Annotated in this window: 15 protein-coding genes; 7 read left to right on the plus strand and 8 right to left on the minus strand. The window is 53.2% G+C overall.

Features of this window, described 5'->3' with window-relative positions; genetic code table 11:
• Window positions 1-120: 120 nt before the first annotated feature.
• Genes hofQ through FOB24_RS23395 form a run of 5 tightly spaced genes read right to left on the minus strand, consistent with a single transcriptional unit; the run spans window position 121 to window position 3,431 of the window.
• Window positions 121-1,356 carry a DNA uptake porin HofQ gene (gene hofQ / locus FOB24_RS23375; protein WP_170973221.1) on the minus strand — a complete coding sequence of 412 codons (1,236 nt, stop codon included), beginning with the start codon at window positions 1,354-1,356 and terminating at the stop codon, window positions 121-123.
• Complete coding sequence (locus FOB24_RS23380) at window positions 1,271-1,684, minus strand: HofP DNA utilization family protein (RefSeq protein ID WP_121529641.1); 414 nt, start codon at window positions 1,682-1,684, stop codon at window positions 1,271-1,273. The genes hofQ and FOB24_RS23380 overlap by 86 nt, the downstream gene beginning before the upstream one ends.
• The gene (locus tag FOB24_RS23385) at window positions 1,674-2,129 is read right to left on the minus strand and encodes a HofO family protein (RefSeq protein ID WP_087856292.1); all 456 of its coding nucleotides are present in this window, start codon (window positions 2,127-2,129) and stop codon (window positions 1,674-1,676) included. Before FOB24_RS23385 ends, FOB24_RS23380 begins: the two co-directional genes overlap by 11 nt.
• Entirely contained in the window at window positions 2,113-2,652 is a 540-nt protein-coding gene (locus FOB24_RS23390; RefSeq protein ID WP_150345506.1) for a PilN domain-containing protein, read from the minus strand. The genes FOB24_RS23385 and FOB24_RS23390 overlap by 17 nt, the downstream gene beginning before the upstream one ends.
• Window positions 2,652-3,431: a type IV pilus biogenesis protein PilM gene (locus FOB24_RS23395; protein WP_150345507.1), complete on the minus strand. Its 780-nt coding sequence runs from the start codon at window positions 3,429-3,431 to the stop codon at window positions 2,652-2,654. Before FOB24_RS23395 ends, FOB24_RS23390 begins: the two co-directional genes overlap by 1 nt.
• A gap of 120 nt (window positions 3,432-3,551) precedes the next feature.
• Here FOB24_RS23395 and mrcA point away from each other — a divergent pair, with 120 nt between their 5' ends.
• Complete coding sequence (gene mrcA / locus FOB24_RS23400; RefSeq protein WP_085049006.1) at window positions 3,552-6,104, plus strand: peptidoglycan glycosyltransferase/peptidoglycan DD-transpeptidase MrcA; 2,553 nt, start codon at window positions 3,552-3,554, stop codon at window positions 6,102-6,104.
• A gap of 55 nt (window positions 6,105-6,159) precedes the next feature.
• On the opposite strand, the gene nudE is transcribed toward mrcA, so the two are convergent.
• Window positions 6,160-6,720, minus strand: a complete 561-nt coding sequence (gene nudE, locus FOB24_RS23405) for an ADP compounds hydrolase NudE (protein ID WP_085049007.1) — start codon at window positions 6,718-6,720, stop codon at window positions 6,160-6,162.
• Window positions 6,721-7,042: 322 nt separating this feature from the next.
• On the opposite strand from nudE, the gene igaA reads away from it, so the two are divergent.
• The 5 genes from igaA (at window position 7,043) to pckA (ending at window position 13,425) form a co-directional block, all read left to right on the plus strand.
• Window positions 7,043-9,178 (plus strand): intracellular growth attenuator protein IgaA, encoded by a 2,136-nt coding sequence (igaA, locus tag FOB24_RS23410; RefSeq protein ID WP_087856288.1) that lies wholly within the window; start codon window positions 7,043-7,045, stop codon window positions 9,176-9,178.
• A gap of 62 nt (window positions 9,179-9,240) precedes the next feature.
• Window positions 9,241-9,909, plus strand: a complete 669-nt coding sequence (gene yrfG / locus FOB24_RS23415; RefSeq protein WP_038634874.1) for a GMP/IMP nucleotidase — start codon at window positions 9,241-9,243, stop codon at window positions 9,907-9,909.
• Window positions 9,910-9,919: 10 nt separating this feature from the next.
• Window positions 9,920-10,321, plus strand: a complete 402-nt coding sequence (gene hslR, locus FOB24_RS23420) for a ribosome-associated heat shock protein Hsp15 (protein ID WP_003837900.1) — start codon at window positions 9,920-9,922, stop codon at window positions 10,319-10,321.
• A 24-nt stretch (window positions 10,322-10,345) separates the two neighbouring features.
• Complete coding sequence (gene hslO / locus FOB24_RS23425; RefSeq protein WP_016157640.1) at window positions 10,346-11,224, plus strand: Hsp33 family molecular chaperone HslO; 879 nt, start codon at window positions 10,346-10,348, stop codon at window positions 11,222-11,224.
• 578 nt (window positions 11,225-11,802) lie between these two features.
• A complete protein-coding gene (gene pckA / locus FOB24_RS23430) occupies window positions 11,803-13,425 on the plus strand; it encodes a phosphoenolpyruvate carboxykinase (ATP) (protein ID WP_150345508.1) in 1,623 nt (540 codons plus the stop codon).
• A 74-nt stretch (window positions 13,426-13,499) separates the two neighbouring features.
• On the opposite strand, the gene envZ is transcribed toward pckA, so the two are convergent.
• Both envZ and ompR read right to left on the minus strand, forming a co-directional pair.
• A complete protein-coding gene (gene envZ, locus FOB24_RS23435; RefSeq protein WP_042311918.1) occupies window positions 13,500-14,852 on the minus strand; it encodes a two-component system sensor histidine kinase EnvZ in 1,353 nt (450 codons plus the stop codon).
• Window positions 14,849-15,568 (minus strand): osmolarity response regulator transcription factor OmpR, encoded by a 720-nt coding sequence (ompR, locus tag FOB24_RS23440; protein WP_001157751.1) that lies wholly within the window; start codon window positions 15,566-15,568, stop codon window positions 14,849-14,851. The genes envZ and ompR overlap by 4 nt, the downstream gene beginning before the upstream one ends.
• A 225-nt stretch (window positions 15,569-15,793) precedes the next feature.
• On the opposite strand from ompR, the gene greB reads away from it, so the two are divergent.
• On the plus strand, window positions 15,794-16,267 hold the full coding sequence (gene greB, locus FOB24_RS23445) for a transcription elongation factor GreB (RefSeq protein WP_003023524.1): 474 nt from the start codon (window positions 15,794-15,796) through the stop codon (window positions 16,265-16,267).
• Window positions 16,268-16,286 lie beyond the last annotated feature (19 nt).

Here is a 16,286-nt window from a genome sequence, read left to right on the forward strand (position 1 = left end):
GCCGCATAAGTAAAGAAAAGTACCGACGCTCAAATCGGTACTCCTTGTATGCTAAATACACCCCCACGTCAAATCCCTGAAACGTGTTCAGTGCAAAAACAACGGTTTTTCATGCATAAGTTATTCCGTTGACACTAGTCTGGGCGTAATAAAGACCACTAACTCACGACGCTCATCTTCTTTTCCATCGTGACGAAAAAGAGAGCCAAGCCAGGGGATGTCGCCTAACAACGGCACGCTGTCAGCCGCAGATTTATTTTTATGTGAAAAAATGCCGCCCAACGCAATCGTCTCTCCGCTTTTTACCTCAACCTGCGTTTCAATTTCCTGCTTATCGATAGCCAGAACTTCACCATCAGCTTGTTGTAGCACCTGCCCGGGGACATTCTGGCTGATATGCAGTTTCAGCCTGATTCGCCCTTTCTGCAAAACAGTGGGCGTAACCTCCATCCCCAGTACCGCTTCTTTAAACTCGACGGATGTCGCCCCGCTTTCTCCGCTGGAGACCTGATACGGGATCTCGCTGCCCTGCTTAATACTGGCAGGTTGCAGGTGAGAAGCCAGTAATCGCGGACTGGCGATGATATCAAGCTGCTGTTTTTGCTCCAGTGCCGACAGCTCCAGTTCCAGTAACCGACCGTTAATACGACCAATATTAAATCCCACACGGGATGTTGCTGCGGGCACCGAAAGATCGCTGGCAAGCGTAGTGACATTCCCCACTGCCCCCGGTTGTTGCGCGTCGGCCAGCGACCATTTAACCCCCAGCTCGCGCAAACTTTTTTCATTAATCGTGACGATATGCGCCGCCAGTTCCACCTGTTCAACGGGTAAATCCATTTGCGCCACCCACTTTTCCAGCGCGTTAAGCACAACGCTATTATCACGCAGCAGTAAGCGGTTGGTTCGTTTATCAACCGTCATGCTGCCTTTAGCGCTCAGCAACTTCTCTCCGGCTTTTGCCAATTCGGCGGCGTCAGCGTATTGCAAAATGATGCTGCGATGTTCCAGAGGCAGGCTGGCCTGCATTCGTGCCTGCTCATTTTCCTGGCGGGCCGCATTTTCACTCTGCCATTGCATGGAATGCACATGCAGAATGTTGCCCTCCTGGCGTAGCACTAATCCGGCGCTTTTCACGACCGTTTGCAACGCCTGCTTCCAGGGCACATCTGTCAGATGCAGTGACAGCACCCCGCCGACATCCGGTGAAACCACCAGGTTTTTCTTTTCTTGTTCCGCCAGGGCCTGCAAAACCTGCACAACAGGCACATCATCCACCACCAGCGTTACGTTTTGCGGTTTTCCCGCCTGCCCGCTGGACGCCGCGACCAGCAGCATCATGGCTATCCATCTCATCCATCGCTTCATTTACCGCTCCCTGTCGTTGCCACTGCCATTGAGCAGGCTCGCAGCTTTTCTCTGTGTTGAGAGTTAAGCTTTCAGCCGTTATCTGCGAAATCGTCCAGCCGTTTTTCAGGACGTCATTTCGCTCAACTCGCCGCCATTTGTGCTGCCCATCCTGCACGATGCCGATCGGTCGCTCACCCACGCTCACCATCCCCTGATAACGCCACGTCGACCACTCAGCTGTCTGGCAAGGGTCTTCCGGCGGTAAGAAGGGATTACGCATACCGGTCAGGATCAGCACACTGATGCATGCCAACAGCCAGCGTTCAACCGTCATTCAGATGTTCCAGTTGTAGCGTTAACAGCAGTTCAGCGCCTTCTACACTGAGAGAAAACCGGCTGACGCTCATCCCTTGTTCCGCCAGTTGGACAAACACCGGCGGGATAGCCTCCCACGCAGGCCTCAGCGTCATCTCCCCGCCCTTAATGGTGGGTTGCCAGTGGACAAGACGTATAAGGGGCGTCTGAAACAGCAACGGAGAGAATGGAATAAACGTCTCTTCAGCCTCTCCTGACGATGACGCCAGCAGATACAGGTTTCGCCATTGCGTCTGAATGGCAGCACGTTGCTGGTTTAGCGCCTCTTGTTGCATACCCCGCAGCCTGGCGGCGGGGTAAAGACATAGCGCTACCATCATAAGCAACCCTAAAATCCAGCCGCATGCGCACATAACACGAAAGCGCAGCGACTGCGCGAGCCAGGCATCACAGAGCGTTATCATGCGTGTCACTCCGCGTCAGACGATAGTAGAATTGCCAACGCCCTTGGGCATCCTGCTGCGTTTCGCCAGAACGATTTAGCGTAAACAACGGCTGCTGGCGTAATTGCGTTTCCAGCGCCTTAAGGGCGGCAAAGTTCAGCGCATTTCCCGTCAGTTCCAGCGTCCCTTGCTGCCAGGTCATTTTGGTTAACCACGCCTGTTCCGGGAGTAATTCCGCCAGTTGTTGCAGAATCTGTTGCCAGCTTTGGGTCTGGTCACGCTGTTTGTTTCGCGCTTGTACCTGTTGCCATTGTTGCAGGCGCTGCTGCAAGCGAGGCTTTAGCGCCATCAGCGCCGCTATGCGCTTATTTTCAGCCTCTACCAGCAGGAGTGCGACCCGGTTTTCCACGCTAAAAACGCTGTTATAGACTAACGTCACGCCAATGCTCAGCAGTAGAGCAGCGCTAAAGAAGACGGCCCAGAAACGCAAACAGGTATACCGCCGAGTCTGACGCCAGGGCAGAAGATTGATGGTCGATATCATCAATACGTTCCTCCCATGGCCAGTCCTAATGCAATGGTAAAGCGGTGGCTGTGTGGTGGAATTGGCGGCTGGCGAACGGACACGACGTTTAAAGGATCGAATCCGCTGGGGTCGCATAGCGCAATAGCTGTCGGGGAAAGAGATAACGTTGCGGCAAGTTCGTCGAGACGGCCAATATCGCCCGTCAATTTTCGCCCCCATGACGAGCGGGTCGCCCATAGCCACTGGGTCTCATCACGCCATACCAGACACTGTTGATGTTCGGGTAAATAAGGAATAAATCGTTGCAAGGCGCTAGCGTCCGGCGTAATCGCTTTAACCTGTACTTTCAGCGCTTGTATTAACGTCAGCAGCGTTGAAATCTCTTTGCTTTGCGCGGCAGTGACGTTAAACGCCGGGCTCAACGTGTCTTCGCTATAATCAAAATGCAGCGCATCCTGCGACATATCCAGTTCACGAGCCATCAAACCGGACAACCATGCAGTTTGCTCTGGCTCTCGCAAGGTCATTGCCGGACGAGGAAACTTTTTTTGTAACGTCCTGTTGGCGGGAAAGGAGAGATAAATATGATGTCGGCGAGGAAGCTCACGGCTCCACGGCAGTAGCGTTGCGACAAGCTGTTCTGGCTCGCGAATGTGACCATCAACGATAACCTGAGGTGCCAACGGCATACGCCACCAGCGCTGTAGAAACCAACCGGACGCGTCGTGAACGACAGCGACAGCCAGCGCTTCATGTTGCTGAATATGCAGACCAATTTTCCAGATATTAAAAGCCATTGCTGATGATCTCCGTATCACCCGTTGCTTTAACGGGTATATCAATGCGTCTGGCTTGCCTTTATACTACCGCGCGTTTGTTTATAAACTGCCCAAATGCCACTAAATGGGAAATCTCCAGTGAAGTTCGTAAAGTATTTATTAATCCTTGCAGTATGTTGCATCCTGCTGGGAGCAGGCTCGATTTATGGCCTCTATCGCTATATTGAGCCGCAATTACCTGACGTCGCGACGCTCAAAGATGTGCGTTTACAGATCCCGATGCAGGTTTACAGCGCTGACGGCGAGCTGATCGCGCAATATGGCGAGAAACGTCGAATCCCGGTCACGCTGGATCAGATGCCGCCAGTGATGGTCAAAGCTTTTATCGCCACAGAAGACAGCCGCTTTTATGAGCACCACGGGGTCGACCCGGTGGGGATCTTCCGTGCAGCCAGCGTCGCATTGTTCTCCGGTCACGCCTCACAAGGGGCGAGTACCATTACCCAACAGTTGGCGAGAAACTTCTTCCTGAGCCCGGAACGTACGCTGATGCGTAAGATCAAAGAAGTTTTCCTGGCGATCCGCATTGAACAACTGCTGAGTAAAGATGAAATCCTTGAGCTGTATCTGAACAAGATCTACTTGGGATATCGCGCCTATGGCGTGGGGGCGGCCGCGCAGGTCTATTTCGGCAAGACGGTCGATCAGCTCAGCTTAAGTGAGATTGCGGTGATTGCCGGTCTGCCAAAAGCGCCGTCAACCTTCAACCCCCTCTATTCGATGGACCGGGCCACCGCGCGACGTAACGTCGTGCTGTCGCGTATGCTGAGTGAAAATTACATTACGCAGGCCCAGTACGATCAGGCGCGCGGCGAGGCCATTGACGCCAACTATCACGCGCCGGAAATCGCCTTCTCTGCGCCGTATCTGTCTGAGATGGTGCGCCAGGAGATGTATAACCGCTATGGCGAGAAAGCCTATGAAGACGGGTATCGCATCACCACCACCATTACGCGCAAAGTGCAGCAGGCGGCCCAGCAGGCAGTACGTAACAACGTGATGGATTACGACATGCGCCACGGCTACCGCGGCCCGTCAAACGTGCTGTGGAAAGTGGGCGAAAGCAGTTGGGACAGCAAGAAAATCACCGATACGCTGAAAGCGCTGCCAACATATGGACCACTGCTGCCGGCGGTTGTCACCAGCGCCAATCCGCAGGAAGCCATTGCCGCGCTGGCGGATGGCACATCAGTTTCATTACGGATGGATGGCATGCGCTGGGCGCGTCCTTACCGCTCGGATACTCAGCAAGGTCCGACGCCGCGTAAAGTGACAGATGTGGTACAGACCGGGCAGCAAATCTGGGTACGCCAGGTTGGCGATGCCTGGTGGCTGGCGCAAGTGCCGGATGTTAACTCCGCATTGGTTTCTATTAATCCGCAAAACGGCGCGGTGTTGGCGCTGGTAGGGGGTTTTGACTTCAACCAGAGCAAGTTTAACCGTGCGACCCAGGCGCTACGCCAGGTAGGTTCCAACATCAAACCATTCCTCTATACCGCCGCAATGGATAAAGGTCTGACGCTGGCGAGCATGCTCAACGATGTGCCGATCTCCCGCTGGGATGCCGGTGCCGGTTCCGACTGGCAGCCGAAGAACTCACCGCCGCAGTATGCTGGTCCTATCCGTTTACGTCAGGGGCTGGGCCAGTCGAAAAACGTAGTGATGGTACGCGCCATGCGTGCTATGGGCGTGGATTACGCAGCAGAGTATCTGCAACGTTTCGGCTTCCCGGCACAGAACATTGTGCACACCGAATCGCTGGCGCTGGGTTCCGCCTCGTTCACACCATTGCAGGTGGCGCGCGGCTACGCAGTGATGGCGAACGGCGGCTTCCTGGTCGATCCGTATTTCATCAGTAAGATCGAAAGCGATATGGGCGGCGTTATCTTCGAAGCGAAGCCAAAAATTGCCTGCCCGGATTGTGATATTCCGGTGATTTATGGCGATACTCAGAAATCTAACGTGCTGGAAAACAGTAATGTAGAAGATGTCGCCGTCTCGCAGGAGCAGCAGAATGCCGCCGTGCCTATGCCACAGCTTGAGCAGGCCAACCAGGCGTTGGTCGCGCAGAGTGGAACGCAGGAGTACGCTCCGCACGTAATCAACACGCCGCTGGCGTTCCTGATTAAAAGCGCGCTGAACACCAATATCTTTGGGGAACCAGGCTGGATGGGGACCGGCTGGCGTGCGGGCCGCGACCTGAAACGTCACGATATCGGCGGAAAAACCGGGACTACCAACAGTTCTAAAGATGCGTGGTTCTCCGGTTACGGACCAGGCGTAGTGACATCAGTATGGATCGGCTTTGACGATCATCGCCGCAATCTGGGTCACACGACTGCTTCCGGGGCGATCAAAGATCAAATCTCCGGCTATGAAGGCGGCGCGAAGAGCGCGCAGCCTGCGTGGGATGCTTACATGAAATCCGTGCTGGAAGGTGTGCCCGAGCAGCCGCTGACGCCGCCGCCGGGTATCGTGACGGTCAATATCGATCGCAGTACCGGTCAACTGGCGAGCGGCGGTAACAGCCGCGAAGAGTATTTCATTGAAGGTACTCAGCCAACGCAACAGGCGGTACACGAGGTGGGGACAACCATTATCGATAATGGTGAGACACACGAACTGTTCTGATCAAAAAAGGCGCTTCGGCGCCTTTTTTATTGTTTGCGTATTAGTGGGATAGATATTAAAGCCGTCCCTGCCCTTTCAGCCATTCACGTACGAGGAACAATGCACTCACATTACGCGCTTCGTGGAAATCAGGGTCTTCCAGCAAATCCATTATATGCGCGAGCGGCCAGCGTACCTGCGGTAATGGCTCAGGTTCATCCCCTTCCAGCGATTCAGGATAAAGATCCTCTGCCACCACAATGTTCATTTTGCTGGAGAAATAAGACGGCGCCATGCTGAGTTTCTTCAAAAACGTCAGATCTTTCGCGCCAAATCCCACCTCTTCTTTCAGTTCCCGATTCGCCGCCTCAAATACGCTTTCACCGGGATCGATTAATCCTTTGGAAAAACCCAGTTCGTAGGACTCGGTCCCGACCGCGTATTCGCGGATAAGGATCAGGTGGTCATCCACAATCGGCACAATCATTACCGCTTCACGCGTGGAGGGCCGCATACGTTCATAAACGCGGCGTACGCCGTTGCTGAACTCAAGGTCCACGCTTTCGACCTTAAACAGCCGGGATTGGGCGACGGTTTCCACTTTCAAAATCGTGGGTTTTTGTAATGATTTGCTCATTGTGAGGGTCTTTGCTGTGAAATCTGGGGTCATTGTGCGATATACCGCACGGTTTCGGCAACGTGAATTGCCGTTTATTTACATTTATGTAACGTACTAAAAGTTAATCCCTATTTCAAATTAAAAGTCAATAGGTTGAAATAACTCCAGGAATTTGCTGATATTCCATTTTTAGTGATTTTGCTATGATTCGCATTTACTGGGCTGCGCTTTAAGATGCTCAAGTTCAACTCCACACTTGCCGATAGCCAACTAAAGAATCACGAATATTGAACAGGGTGCGACTGACCACGCCTGACAGACTAAGTAAGATGGGGAAAGCATGAGCACCATTCTGATTTTTTTAGCTGCTTTGCTGGCCTGCTCATTGCTTGCAGGGTGGCGACTCAGAACGAAATCCAGACGGAAAAATTTACCTTTGAGCAACGTCTTTTCAGACGCCTCTAAGCGTAAGCTTACGCCTGAAGAACGCAGCGCTGTCGAAAACTATCTCGAAAACCTGAGTCAAATTCAGCAAGTACCTGGTCCAACTGGCGCCAGTTCTGCGCCAGTATCGTTAACACTGAATGCCCAAAGTAACAGCGTTATTGTACTTACGCACGCGATTACACGTTACGGTATTACCACCGACGATCCTAACAAATGGCGCTATTATCTTGATTCCGTTGAGGTGCATTTGCCGCCTTTTTGGGAACAATACATCAATGACGAAAACAGCGTTGAGTTGATTCACACCAATACGTTACCGCTGGTTATTTCGCTAAACGGCCACACCCTGCAGGAATATATGCAGGAAGCGCGTGGCTATGCGTTACAGCATACCGCCTCTACCCAGGCGTCCATTCGCGGTGAAGAAAGCGAACAAATCGAACTGCTGAATATTCGTCAGGAAACCCATGAAGAGTATGCGCTCAGCCGCCCTTCTGGATTACGCGAAGCGTTACTGATCGCCGCATCATTCCTGCTGTTCTTTTTATGTTTAATCATCCCGGATACGTTTGTTCCGTGGGCAGTCGGTGGCGCGGTGCTGTTGCTCGGTGCAGGTCTGTGGGGGCTGTTCGCTCCGCCATCTAAAACCGCCCTGCGAGAAATTCATTGTCTGCGCGGGACGCCGCGTCGCTGGGGTTTGTTTGGCGAGAACGACCAGGAGCAAATTAACAATATTTCTCTGGGTATTATTGATCTGATCTATCCCCCTCACTGGCAGCCTTACATTGCGCAGGATCTTGGTCAGCAAACGGATATCGATATTTATCTCGATCGCCACGTTGTACGCCAGGGGCGTTTTTTATCCCTGCACGACGAGGTTAAAAATTTCCCGTTGCAACACTGGCTACGCAATGCCGTTATCGCTGGCGGTTCGCTGTTAGTGCTGCTGATGCTGCTGTTCTGGATCCCGTTGGATATGCCGATAAAATTCACCCTTTCCTGGATGAAAGGCGCACAGACTATCGAAGCCACCAGCGTGAAACAGCTTGAGAACGCGGGCGTCCGCGTGGGGGACACACTACACCTGAGCGGCACAGGTATGTGTAACATTCATACCCAGGGGAGCTGGAATACACAGCCCGCCACGCCGTTCATGCCTTTTGATTGCACGCAAATTATCTGGAATGACGCGCGCGCGCTACCGCTTCCTGAATCCGATCTGGTGAACAAAGCCACCGCGCTCACTCAGGCCGTAAGCCGCCAGTTGCACCCCAAACCAGATGATGATTCCCGCGTCAGCGCGTCATTACGTTCGGCAATCCAAAAGTCCGGCATGGTGTTACTGGATGATTTTGGTGAAATTGTCCTGAAAACAGCCGATCTGTGCGCAGCCAAAGATGAATGCGTGCGCTTAAAAAATGCGCTGGTTAACCTCGGTAATAGTAAAGACTGGGCCGCCCTGGTGAAACGCGCTAACGCCGGAAAACTGGATGGCGTAAATGTGCTGCTGCGTCCGGTAAGCGCCGAGTCGCTGGATAATCTGGTCAATACCTCTACGGCGCCGTTTATTTCACGCGAGACGGCGCGAGCGGCCCAGGCGCTAAATAGCCCTGCCCCCGGCGGTTTTCTGATTATCAGTGACGAGGGCAGCGATCTGGTCGATCAGCCCTGGCCGTCAACCTCCCTGTATGATTACCCGCCGCAAGAACAGTGGAACGCCTTCCAGCGTCTGGCCCAGATGCTAATGCAAACACCATTTCGCGCGGAGGGGATCGTCACCAATATCTCTACCGACGCCAACGGTACCCAGCACATTGGCCTGCACCGAATCCCGGATCGTTCAGGATTATGGCGCTACCTTGGCACGACGCTGCTGATGCTCTCCATGCTCGGATGCGCTATCTATAACAGCGTTCAGGCATTCAGACGCTACCAGCGCCATCGCTCGCGCATCGCAGAAATTCAAAGCTATTACGAAAGTTGCCTCAACCCAACGCTGATTGACGACCCGGAAAGCCTGATTCGATAACACGCTCGCGCGCCAGGATATGCTACCCTGTCGCGCATCATGTTTTCTTCTGGGGGGGTTCCATGCATATCAATATTGCCTGGCAGGATGTCGACACCGTGTTGTTAGATATGGACGGCACGCTGCTCGATCTGGCATTCGATAACTATTTCTGGCAAAAACTGGTGCCGGAAACCTATGGCGCAAAGCAGGGTATCTCTCCCCAGGAAGCCCAGGACTATATTCGCCAGCAGTATCATGCCGTGCAGCATACGCTAAACTGGTACTGCCTGGATTACTGGAGTGAGCGCCTGGATCTGGATATTTGCGCTATGACAACGGCACAGGGACCACGCGCTGTTTTGCGTGAAGATACCGTACCGTTTCTTGATGCCTTAAAAGCCAGCGGCAAGCGCCGTATTTTGCTCACCAACGCGCATCCGCATAACCTCGCGGTGAAGCTGGAGCATACCGGTCTGGCCTCACACCTTGATTTATTACTTTCCACCCACACATTTGGTTATCCCAAAGAGGATCAGCGGTTATGGCACGCTGTGGCTGAAGAAACGGGAATGAGTGCAGAGAAGACGCTGTTTATTGACGATAGCGAACCCATTCTCGACGCCGCTGCTCTGTTCGGCATTCGTTACTGCCTCGGCGTAACCAATCCCGACTCAGGTATTGCGGAAAAACAGTACGCACGCCATCCGTCATTGAATGACTACCGCCGACTGATCCCCTCACTGATGTGAAGGAGACGCCATGAAAGAAAAGCCCTCTGCTGAAGTCAGGTTGGATAAATGGCTATGGGCTGCGCGCTTTTATAAAACGCGTGCGCTGGCCCGTGAAATGGTTGAAGGCGGTAAGGTGCATTACAACGGCCAGCGCAGTAAGCCGAGCAAAATTGTCGAGCTGAACGCCACCCTCACCCTGCGCCAGGGAAATGACGAGCGGACGGTCATTATCAAGGCCATTACCGAGCAGCGTCGCCCGGCCACGGAAGCCGTTACGCTGTATGAAGAAACCGCGGAAAGCGTAGAAAAACGCGAAAAAATGGCGCTGGCGCGTAAACTTAACGCGTTAACCATGCCGCACCCGGACAGACGACCGGACAAGAAAGAACGCCGCGACCTGTTACGATTTAAACACGGCGACAGCGAGTGACTGTCACCTGCAAGAGAGATGATTATGCCGCAACATGACCAATTACATCGTTATCTGTTTGAAAACTTTGCCGTGCGCGGCGAGCTGGTGACCGTTTCGGAAACCCTGCAACAGATCCTCGAAAACCATACCTACCCGCAGCCGGTTAAAAACGTGCTGGCTGAACTGCTGGTCGCCACCAGCCTGCTTACCGCTACGCTGAAGTTTGCTGGTGATATCACCGTACAGTTGCAGGGCGATGGTCCGCTGAGCCTGGCCGTCATCAACGGCAACAACAATCAGCAGATGCGCGGCGTGGCCCGCATGCAGGGTGATATTCCTGAAGGCGCGGATCTGAAAACGCTGGTAGGCAACGGCTACCTGGTGATTACCATTACGCCGGAAGAAGGCGAGCGTTATCAGGGTGTGGTCGGTCTGGAAGGCGACACGCTGGCCGCCTGTCTGGAAGATTACTTCATGCGTTCTGAACAGCTGCCGACACGGCTGTTTATCCGTACTGGCGACGTCGATGGCAAACCCGCAGCTGGCGGAATGCTGCTGCAGGTGATGCCGGCGCAAAACGCGCAGGCAGATGATTTTGATCACCTGACCGCCCTGACCGAAACCATCAAAACTGAAGAGCTGTTGACGCTGCCAGCCAACGAAGTACTGTGGCGTTTGTACCACGAAGAAGAAGTTACCCTCTACGATCCGCAGGACGTTGAGTTCAAATGCACCTGTTCACGCGAACGCTGCGCAGGCGCACTAAAAACGCTGCCGGACGAAGAAGTGGACAGCATTCTGGCGGAAGAAGGCGAGATCGATATGCACTGCGATTACTGCGGTAGCCACTATCTGTTTAACGCAATGGATATTGCCGAGATCCGCAGCAACGCTTCCCCGGCAGACCCACAGGTCCATTAAGTTTATCAGCCCGGTAGTGTCTTCTGCCGGGCTAACTCCCGCTTACTCAGCGTAATAATGCCTCTTTAGCCGTTCGCCAAGAATCACGATAACACGCCACATTCTGGGCGCTGAATCCAGTGACTGATTCGCTACCGCCTGCCGCAGGCCAATAGATTCCATGCCCCAGCGAGTAGTTTGTGAACGTTCAACACTAACCATGTCGTCATTCAGCATCAACAGAAAGCCTCATATCGCATCAACTTCACAATTTTGAATATTGACTGACCTTTTTCGGGCCATGACGACGGGAAGTGAATCGATATTGTTTATGTATGAGTTACGTATTTTTCTTACGTGAATGCGATTACACTCACAAGATTCCCGCCAAAAACACTCTCTATTAACGTTTTAAGAACATTTTCCACAACAAAAAAGGGTTTCCTGCCATAATATCTGCCTCTTTGTGACAGGAGTCGCAGCGCATTCGGTCGCCCGTGGTTTTTCCGGATGCGTAAATCTATGAGCCTTGTCGCGGTTAGCAATCCCAAAAAAACCTTACTATTCCAGGTAATACATATTGGCTAAGGAGCAGTGAAATGCGTGTGAACAACAGTTTAACCCCGCAAGATCTCAAGGCTTATGGTATCAATGACGTTCAGGATATCGTTTACAATCCCAGCTACGACCTGTTGTATCAGGAAGAACTTGATCCAAATCTGGAAGGTTATGAGCGTGGCGTGTTAACGGATCTGGGCGCCGTTGCTGTTGATACCGGTATCTTTACCGGACGTTCGCCAAAGGATAAGTACATTGTCCGTGACGACACGACGCGTGATACGCTGTGGTGGTCCGACAAAGGTAAGGGTAAGAACGACAACAAACCGCTTTCCCCGGAAACCTGGCAACATCTGAAAGGGTTAGTCACCCAGCAACTTTCCGGCAAGCGCCTGTTTATTATTGATGCTTTCTGTGGCGCAAACGCCGATACCCGTCTTTCCGTGCGCTTCATTACCGAAGTTGCCTGGCAGGCGCATTTTGTCAAAAACATGTTCATCCGCCCAAGCGACGAAGAACTGGTTGATTTTAAACCTGATTTTATCGTGATGAACGGCGCTAAATGCACCAACCCGCAATGGAAAGAGCAGGGTCTGAACTCAGAAAACTTCGTGGCATTCAACCTGACTGAACGTATTCAGTTGATTGGTGGTACCTGGTACGGCGGCGAGATGAAAAAAGGTATGTTCTCCGTCATGAACTACCTGCTGCCGCTGAAGGGCATCGCCTCCATGCACTGCTCGGCAAACGTCGGGGAAAAAGGTGATGTGGCGGTCTTCTTTGGCTTGTCCGGCACCGGTAAAACCACGCTGTCCACCGACCCTAAACGCCGCCTGATCGGCGATGATGAACACGGTTGGGATGATGATGGCGTGTTTAACTTCGAAGGCGGTTGCTACGCTAAGACCATCAAACTGTCTAAAGATGCCGAGCCGGAGATCTACAACGCGATCCGTCGTGACGCGCTGCTGGAAAACGTCACCGTGCGCGAAGATGGTTCTATCGACTTCGACGACGGTTCCAAAACCGAAAACACCCGAGTTTCCTACCCGATTTATCACATCGAGAATATCGTTAAGCCGGTGTCAAAAGCGGGTCATGCCACCAAAGTGATCTTCCTGACCGCTGACGCGTTTGGCGTGCTGCCACCGGTGTCTCGCCTGACGGCAGATCAAACGCAGTACCACTTCCTGTCTGGCTTCACTGCCAAACTGGCCGGTACCGAACGTGGCGTCACTGAACCTACCCCAACCTTCTCTGCCTGCTTTGGCGCAGCATTCCTGACGCTGCACCCAACGCAGTACGCTGAGGTGCTGGTGAAACGTATGCAGGCGGCAGGTGCGCAGGCGTATCTGGTTAACACCGGCTGGAACGGTACTGGTAAGCGTATCTCCATCAAAGATACCCGCGCGATTATCGACGCCATTCTGAACGGTTCACTGGACGACGCAGAAACATTCCGTCTGCCGATGTTCGACCTGGCTATTCCAACCGAACTGCCGGGCGTGGATACTCGCATTCTCGATCCGCGTAATACCTACGCGTCACCGGAGCAGTGGCAGGAAAAAGCCAACGCACTGGCGAAACTGTTTATCGAGAATTTCGAGAAGTACACCGACACCCCAGCAGGTGAAGCGCTGGTTAGCGCCGGGCCGAAGCTGTAATTGACGTTGCCGGAGGGCGGTTTCGCCTTATCCGGCCTACAACAACAAAAAGGGAGGCATTTCGCCTCCCTTTCTTATGCGTCTTTCGTGGTGCCCTGCGCACGAGTGAAGGGAACCGGGAGCCAGGCGCGAATCGACAACCCACCCCGCTCGCTGGTGCCAATTTCCAGCATACCGTTATGGTTATCGATAATACGCTGCACAATCGCCAGCCCCAGGCCCGTACCGCTGGTACTACGCGCGCTGTCGCCGCGGACAAACGGCTGGAACAGATGTTTACGCTGTTCCGGCTTGATGCCCGGACCATCATCTTCCACCTGGAACCAGGCGCGATGCGGCTCCATACCGCTACTGACCTTAATCCAACCGTTACCATAGCGGGCGGCATTCACCACCATATTGGCAACCGCACGCTTGATCGACAGCGGATGCATCTTCACCTGAATGTTGCCCGGCAGCAGCGCAGTCTCAATTTCCCGCTCATAGCCGCTTTCCGCCGCGACCACTTCGCCTAACACCGAGTTCAGATCCGCCATCTCCATCGGCATCTCCTGACCGGTACGCAGGTAATCGATAAACTGCTCGATAATAGCATTACACTCTTCGATGTCCTTATTGATGGACTCTGCGAGATAACCGTCTTCCTCGCCCATCATTTCCGTCGCCAGACGGATACGCGTCAGTGGAGTACGTAGATCGTGACTCACCCCCGCCATCAGCAGCGTACGGTCATCGGCCAGTTGCTTCACGCCTGCCGCCATATGGTTAAAGGCACGGGTAACGGAACGCACCTCAGAAGCGCCATACTCACGCAACGGCGGCGGAATAATACCCTTCCCCACCTGCAACGCCGCATGTTCAAGATCCACCAGCGGTCGGTTCTGAATACGAATAAACAGCCATGCGCCGCCGATGGCCAGCAGCATGATCGCCAACGTATAGCGGAACAGCGGCGAAAAATCACCCTGATGGATCTCAGTCAGCGGCACACGTACCCAGATATTGGGCGACAGCCAGGTTTTCAACCACACGACCGGCGAGCTTTTGTTGACCTCAACGCGGACTTCGGTCGGACCACCCAACTGCTGCGCCATCTGGTGGCTTAAGAATTCATAGTGTTGCGCCCAACGCAGTCCGGCCTCTTCAGCGGCCTCGTTGGAATAGAGGGAAATACCCAACTCACGATAAATTTCCCGGCGGAACGCGGGCGGCACCACCAGTTGGGTGCCGTCCTCCAGTTGCAGTTTATCGGTCATCAGCATACGAACTTCGTAAGCCAGGACCTTATTAAACTGCTGGAGGCTCGGCAAAATCGCGAAGTTCAGCACGACCAGGTAAGTCGTCACCAGGCTGGCAAACAGCAAGGTGACGATGAGCAATAATGTGCGGGCAAACGAACTTCGTGGTGAGAAGCGCATTCGCCTCATGCTTTAGAACCGTCCGGAACAAAAACGTAGCCCAGGCCCCATACGGTCTGGATATAACGCGGATGCGCCGGATCTTCTTCCACCATACGGCGCAGACGAGAAATCTGTACGTCGATGGAACGTTCCATCGCCGAGTATTCACGACCACGAGCCAGGTTCATCAGCTTGTCGCGAGACAGCGGCTCACGCGGGTGGCTTACCAGCGCTTTCAGTACCGCAAATTCCCCGCTGGTGAGCGGCATCGGTTCATCTTCGCGGAACATTTCACGCGTACCGAGGTTCAGTTTGAACTTACCAAAGGCAATAACCGCTTCTTCCTGAGAAGGTGCGCCCGGCAGTTCGTTCGCCTGACGACGCAGTACGGCACGAATACGCGCCAGCAGTTCACGCGGGTTAAACGGTTTCGGAATGTAATCGTCAGCGCCGATTTCCAGCCCTACGATACGATCAACTTCTTCACCCTTCGCGGTCACCATAATGATCGGCATCGGGTTGCTTTGGCTGCGCAGGCGACGGCAAATAGACAGGCCGTCTTCACCCGGCAGCATTAAATCCAGCACCATCAGGTGAAAGGACTCACGGGTCAGCAGACGATCCATCTGCTCAGCGTTTGCGACGCTTCGAACCTGGAAGCCCTGCTCGGTCAGATAACGTTCCAGAAGCGCACGTAAGCGCATGTCGTCATCGACCACCAGAATCTTATAGTTCTCTTGCATTGTTATTACTCCCAAAGGTTCGCAACAATTAAGTGTATATTCTTAAGAAAGCTCACGTGAGTCACCAGCGAATTCTGGTATGAATTCCAGGCTAAATTGTTACAAAGCATATTAAACAGCAGCTTAAGTATACAATGTTTCTCGCAATACATTATTTATTCTGTTGATATGCTCACGTAATACTAATTGTGCGCATCATCACAGAGTTGAAGGTAAAACAATAAGATGAAAACGCCCCTGATAACCCGTGAAGGGTATGAAAAACTCAAACAAGAACTGAATTATCTCTGGCGTGAAGAGCGCCCGGAAGTCACCAAAAAGGTCACCTGGGCCGCAAGTCTGGGCGACCGCAGCGAAAATGCCGACTACCAGTATAATAAAAAGCGCCTGCGCGAAATCGACCGCCGCGTTCGTTATTTGACCAAGTGCATGGAAAATCTGAAAATCGTCGATTACTCCCCGCAACAGGAAGGGAAAGTCTTCTTTGGCGCATGGGTCGAGATTGAAAATGACGATGGCGACATCCGCAAATTCCGCATTGTCGGCTACGATGAGATCTTCGGCCGTAAAGATTACATCTCTATCGATTCGCCAATGGCGCGGGCGCTGCTGAAAAAAGAGGTCGGCGATCTCGCGGTAGTAAACACCCCAGGCGGCGAAGCCAGTTGGTACGTAAACGAGATCGAATACGTGAAGTGAGACCGGAACAATCCGAAGC

The organism is Citrobacter werkmanii (genome assembly GCF_008693645.1).
GTDB classification, from domain to species: domain Bacteria; phylum Pseudomonadota; class Gammaproteobacteria; order Enterobacterales; family Enterobacteriaceae; genus Citrobacter; species Citrobacter werkmanii.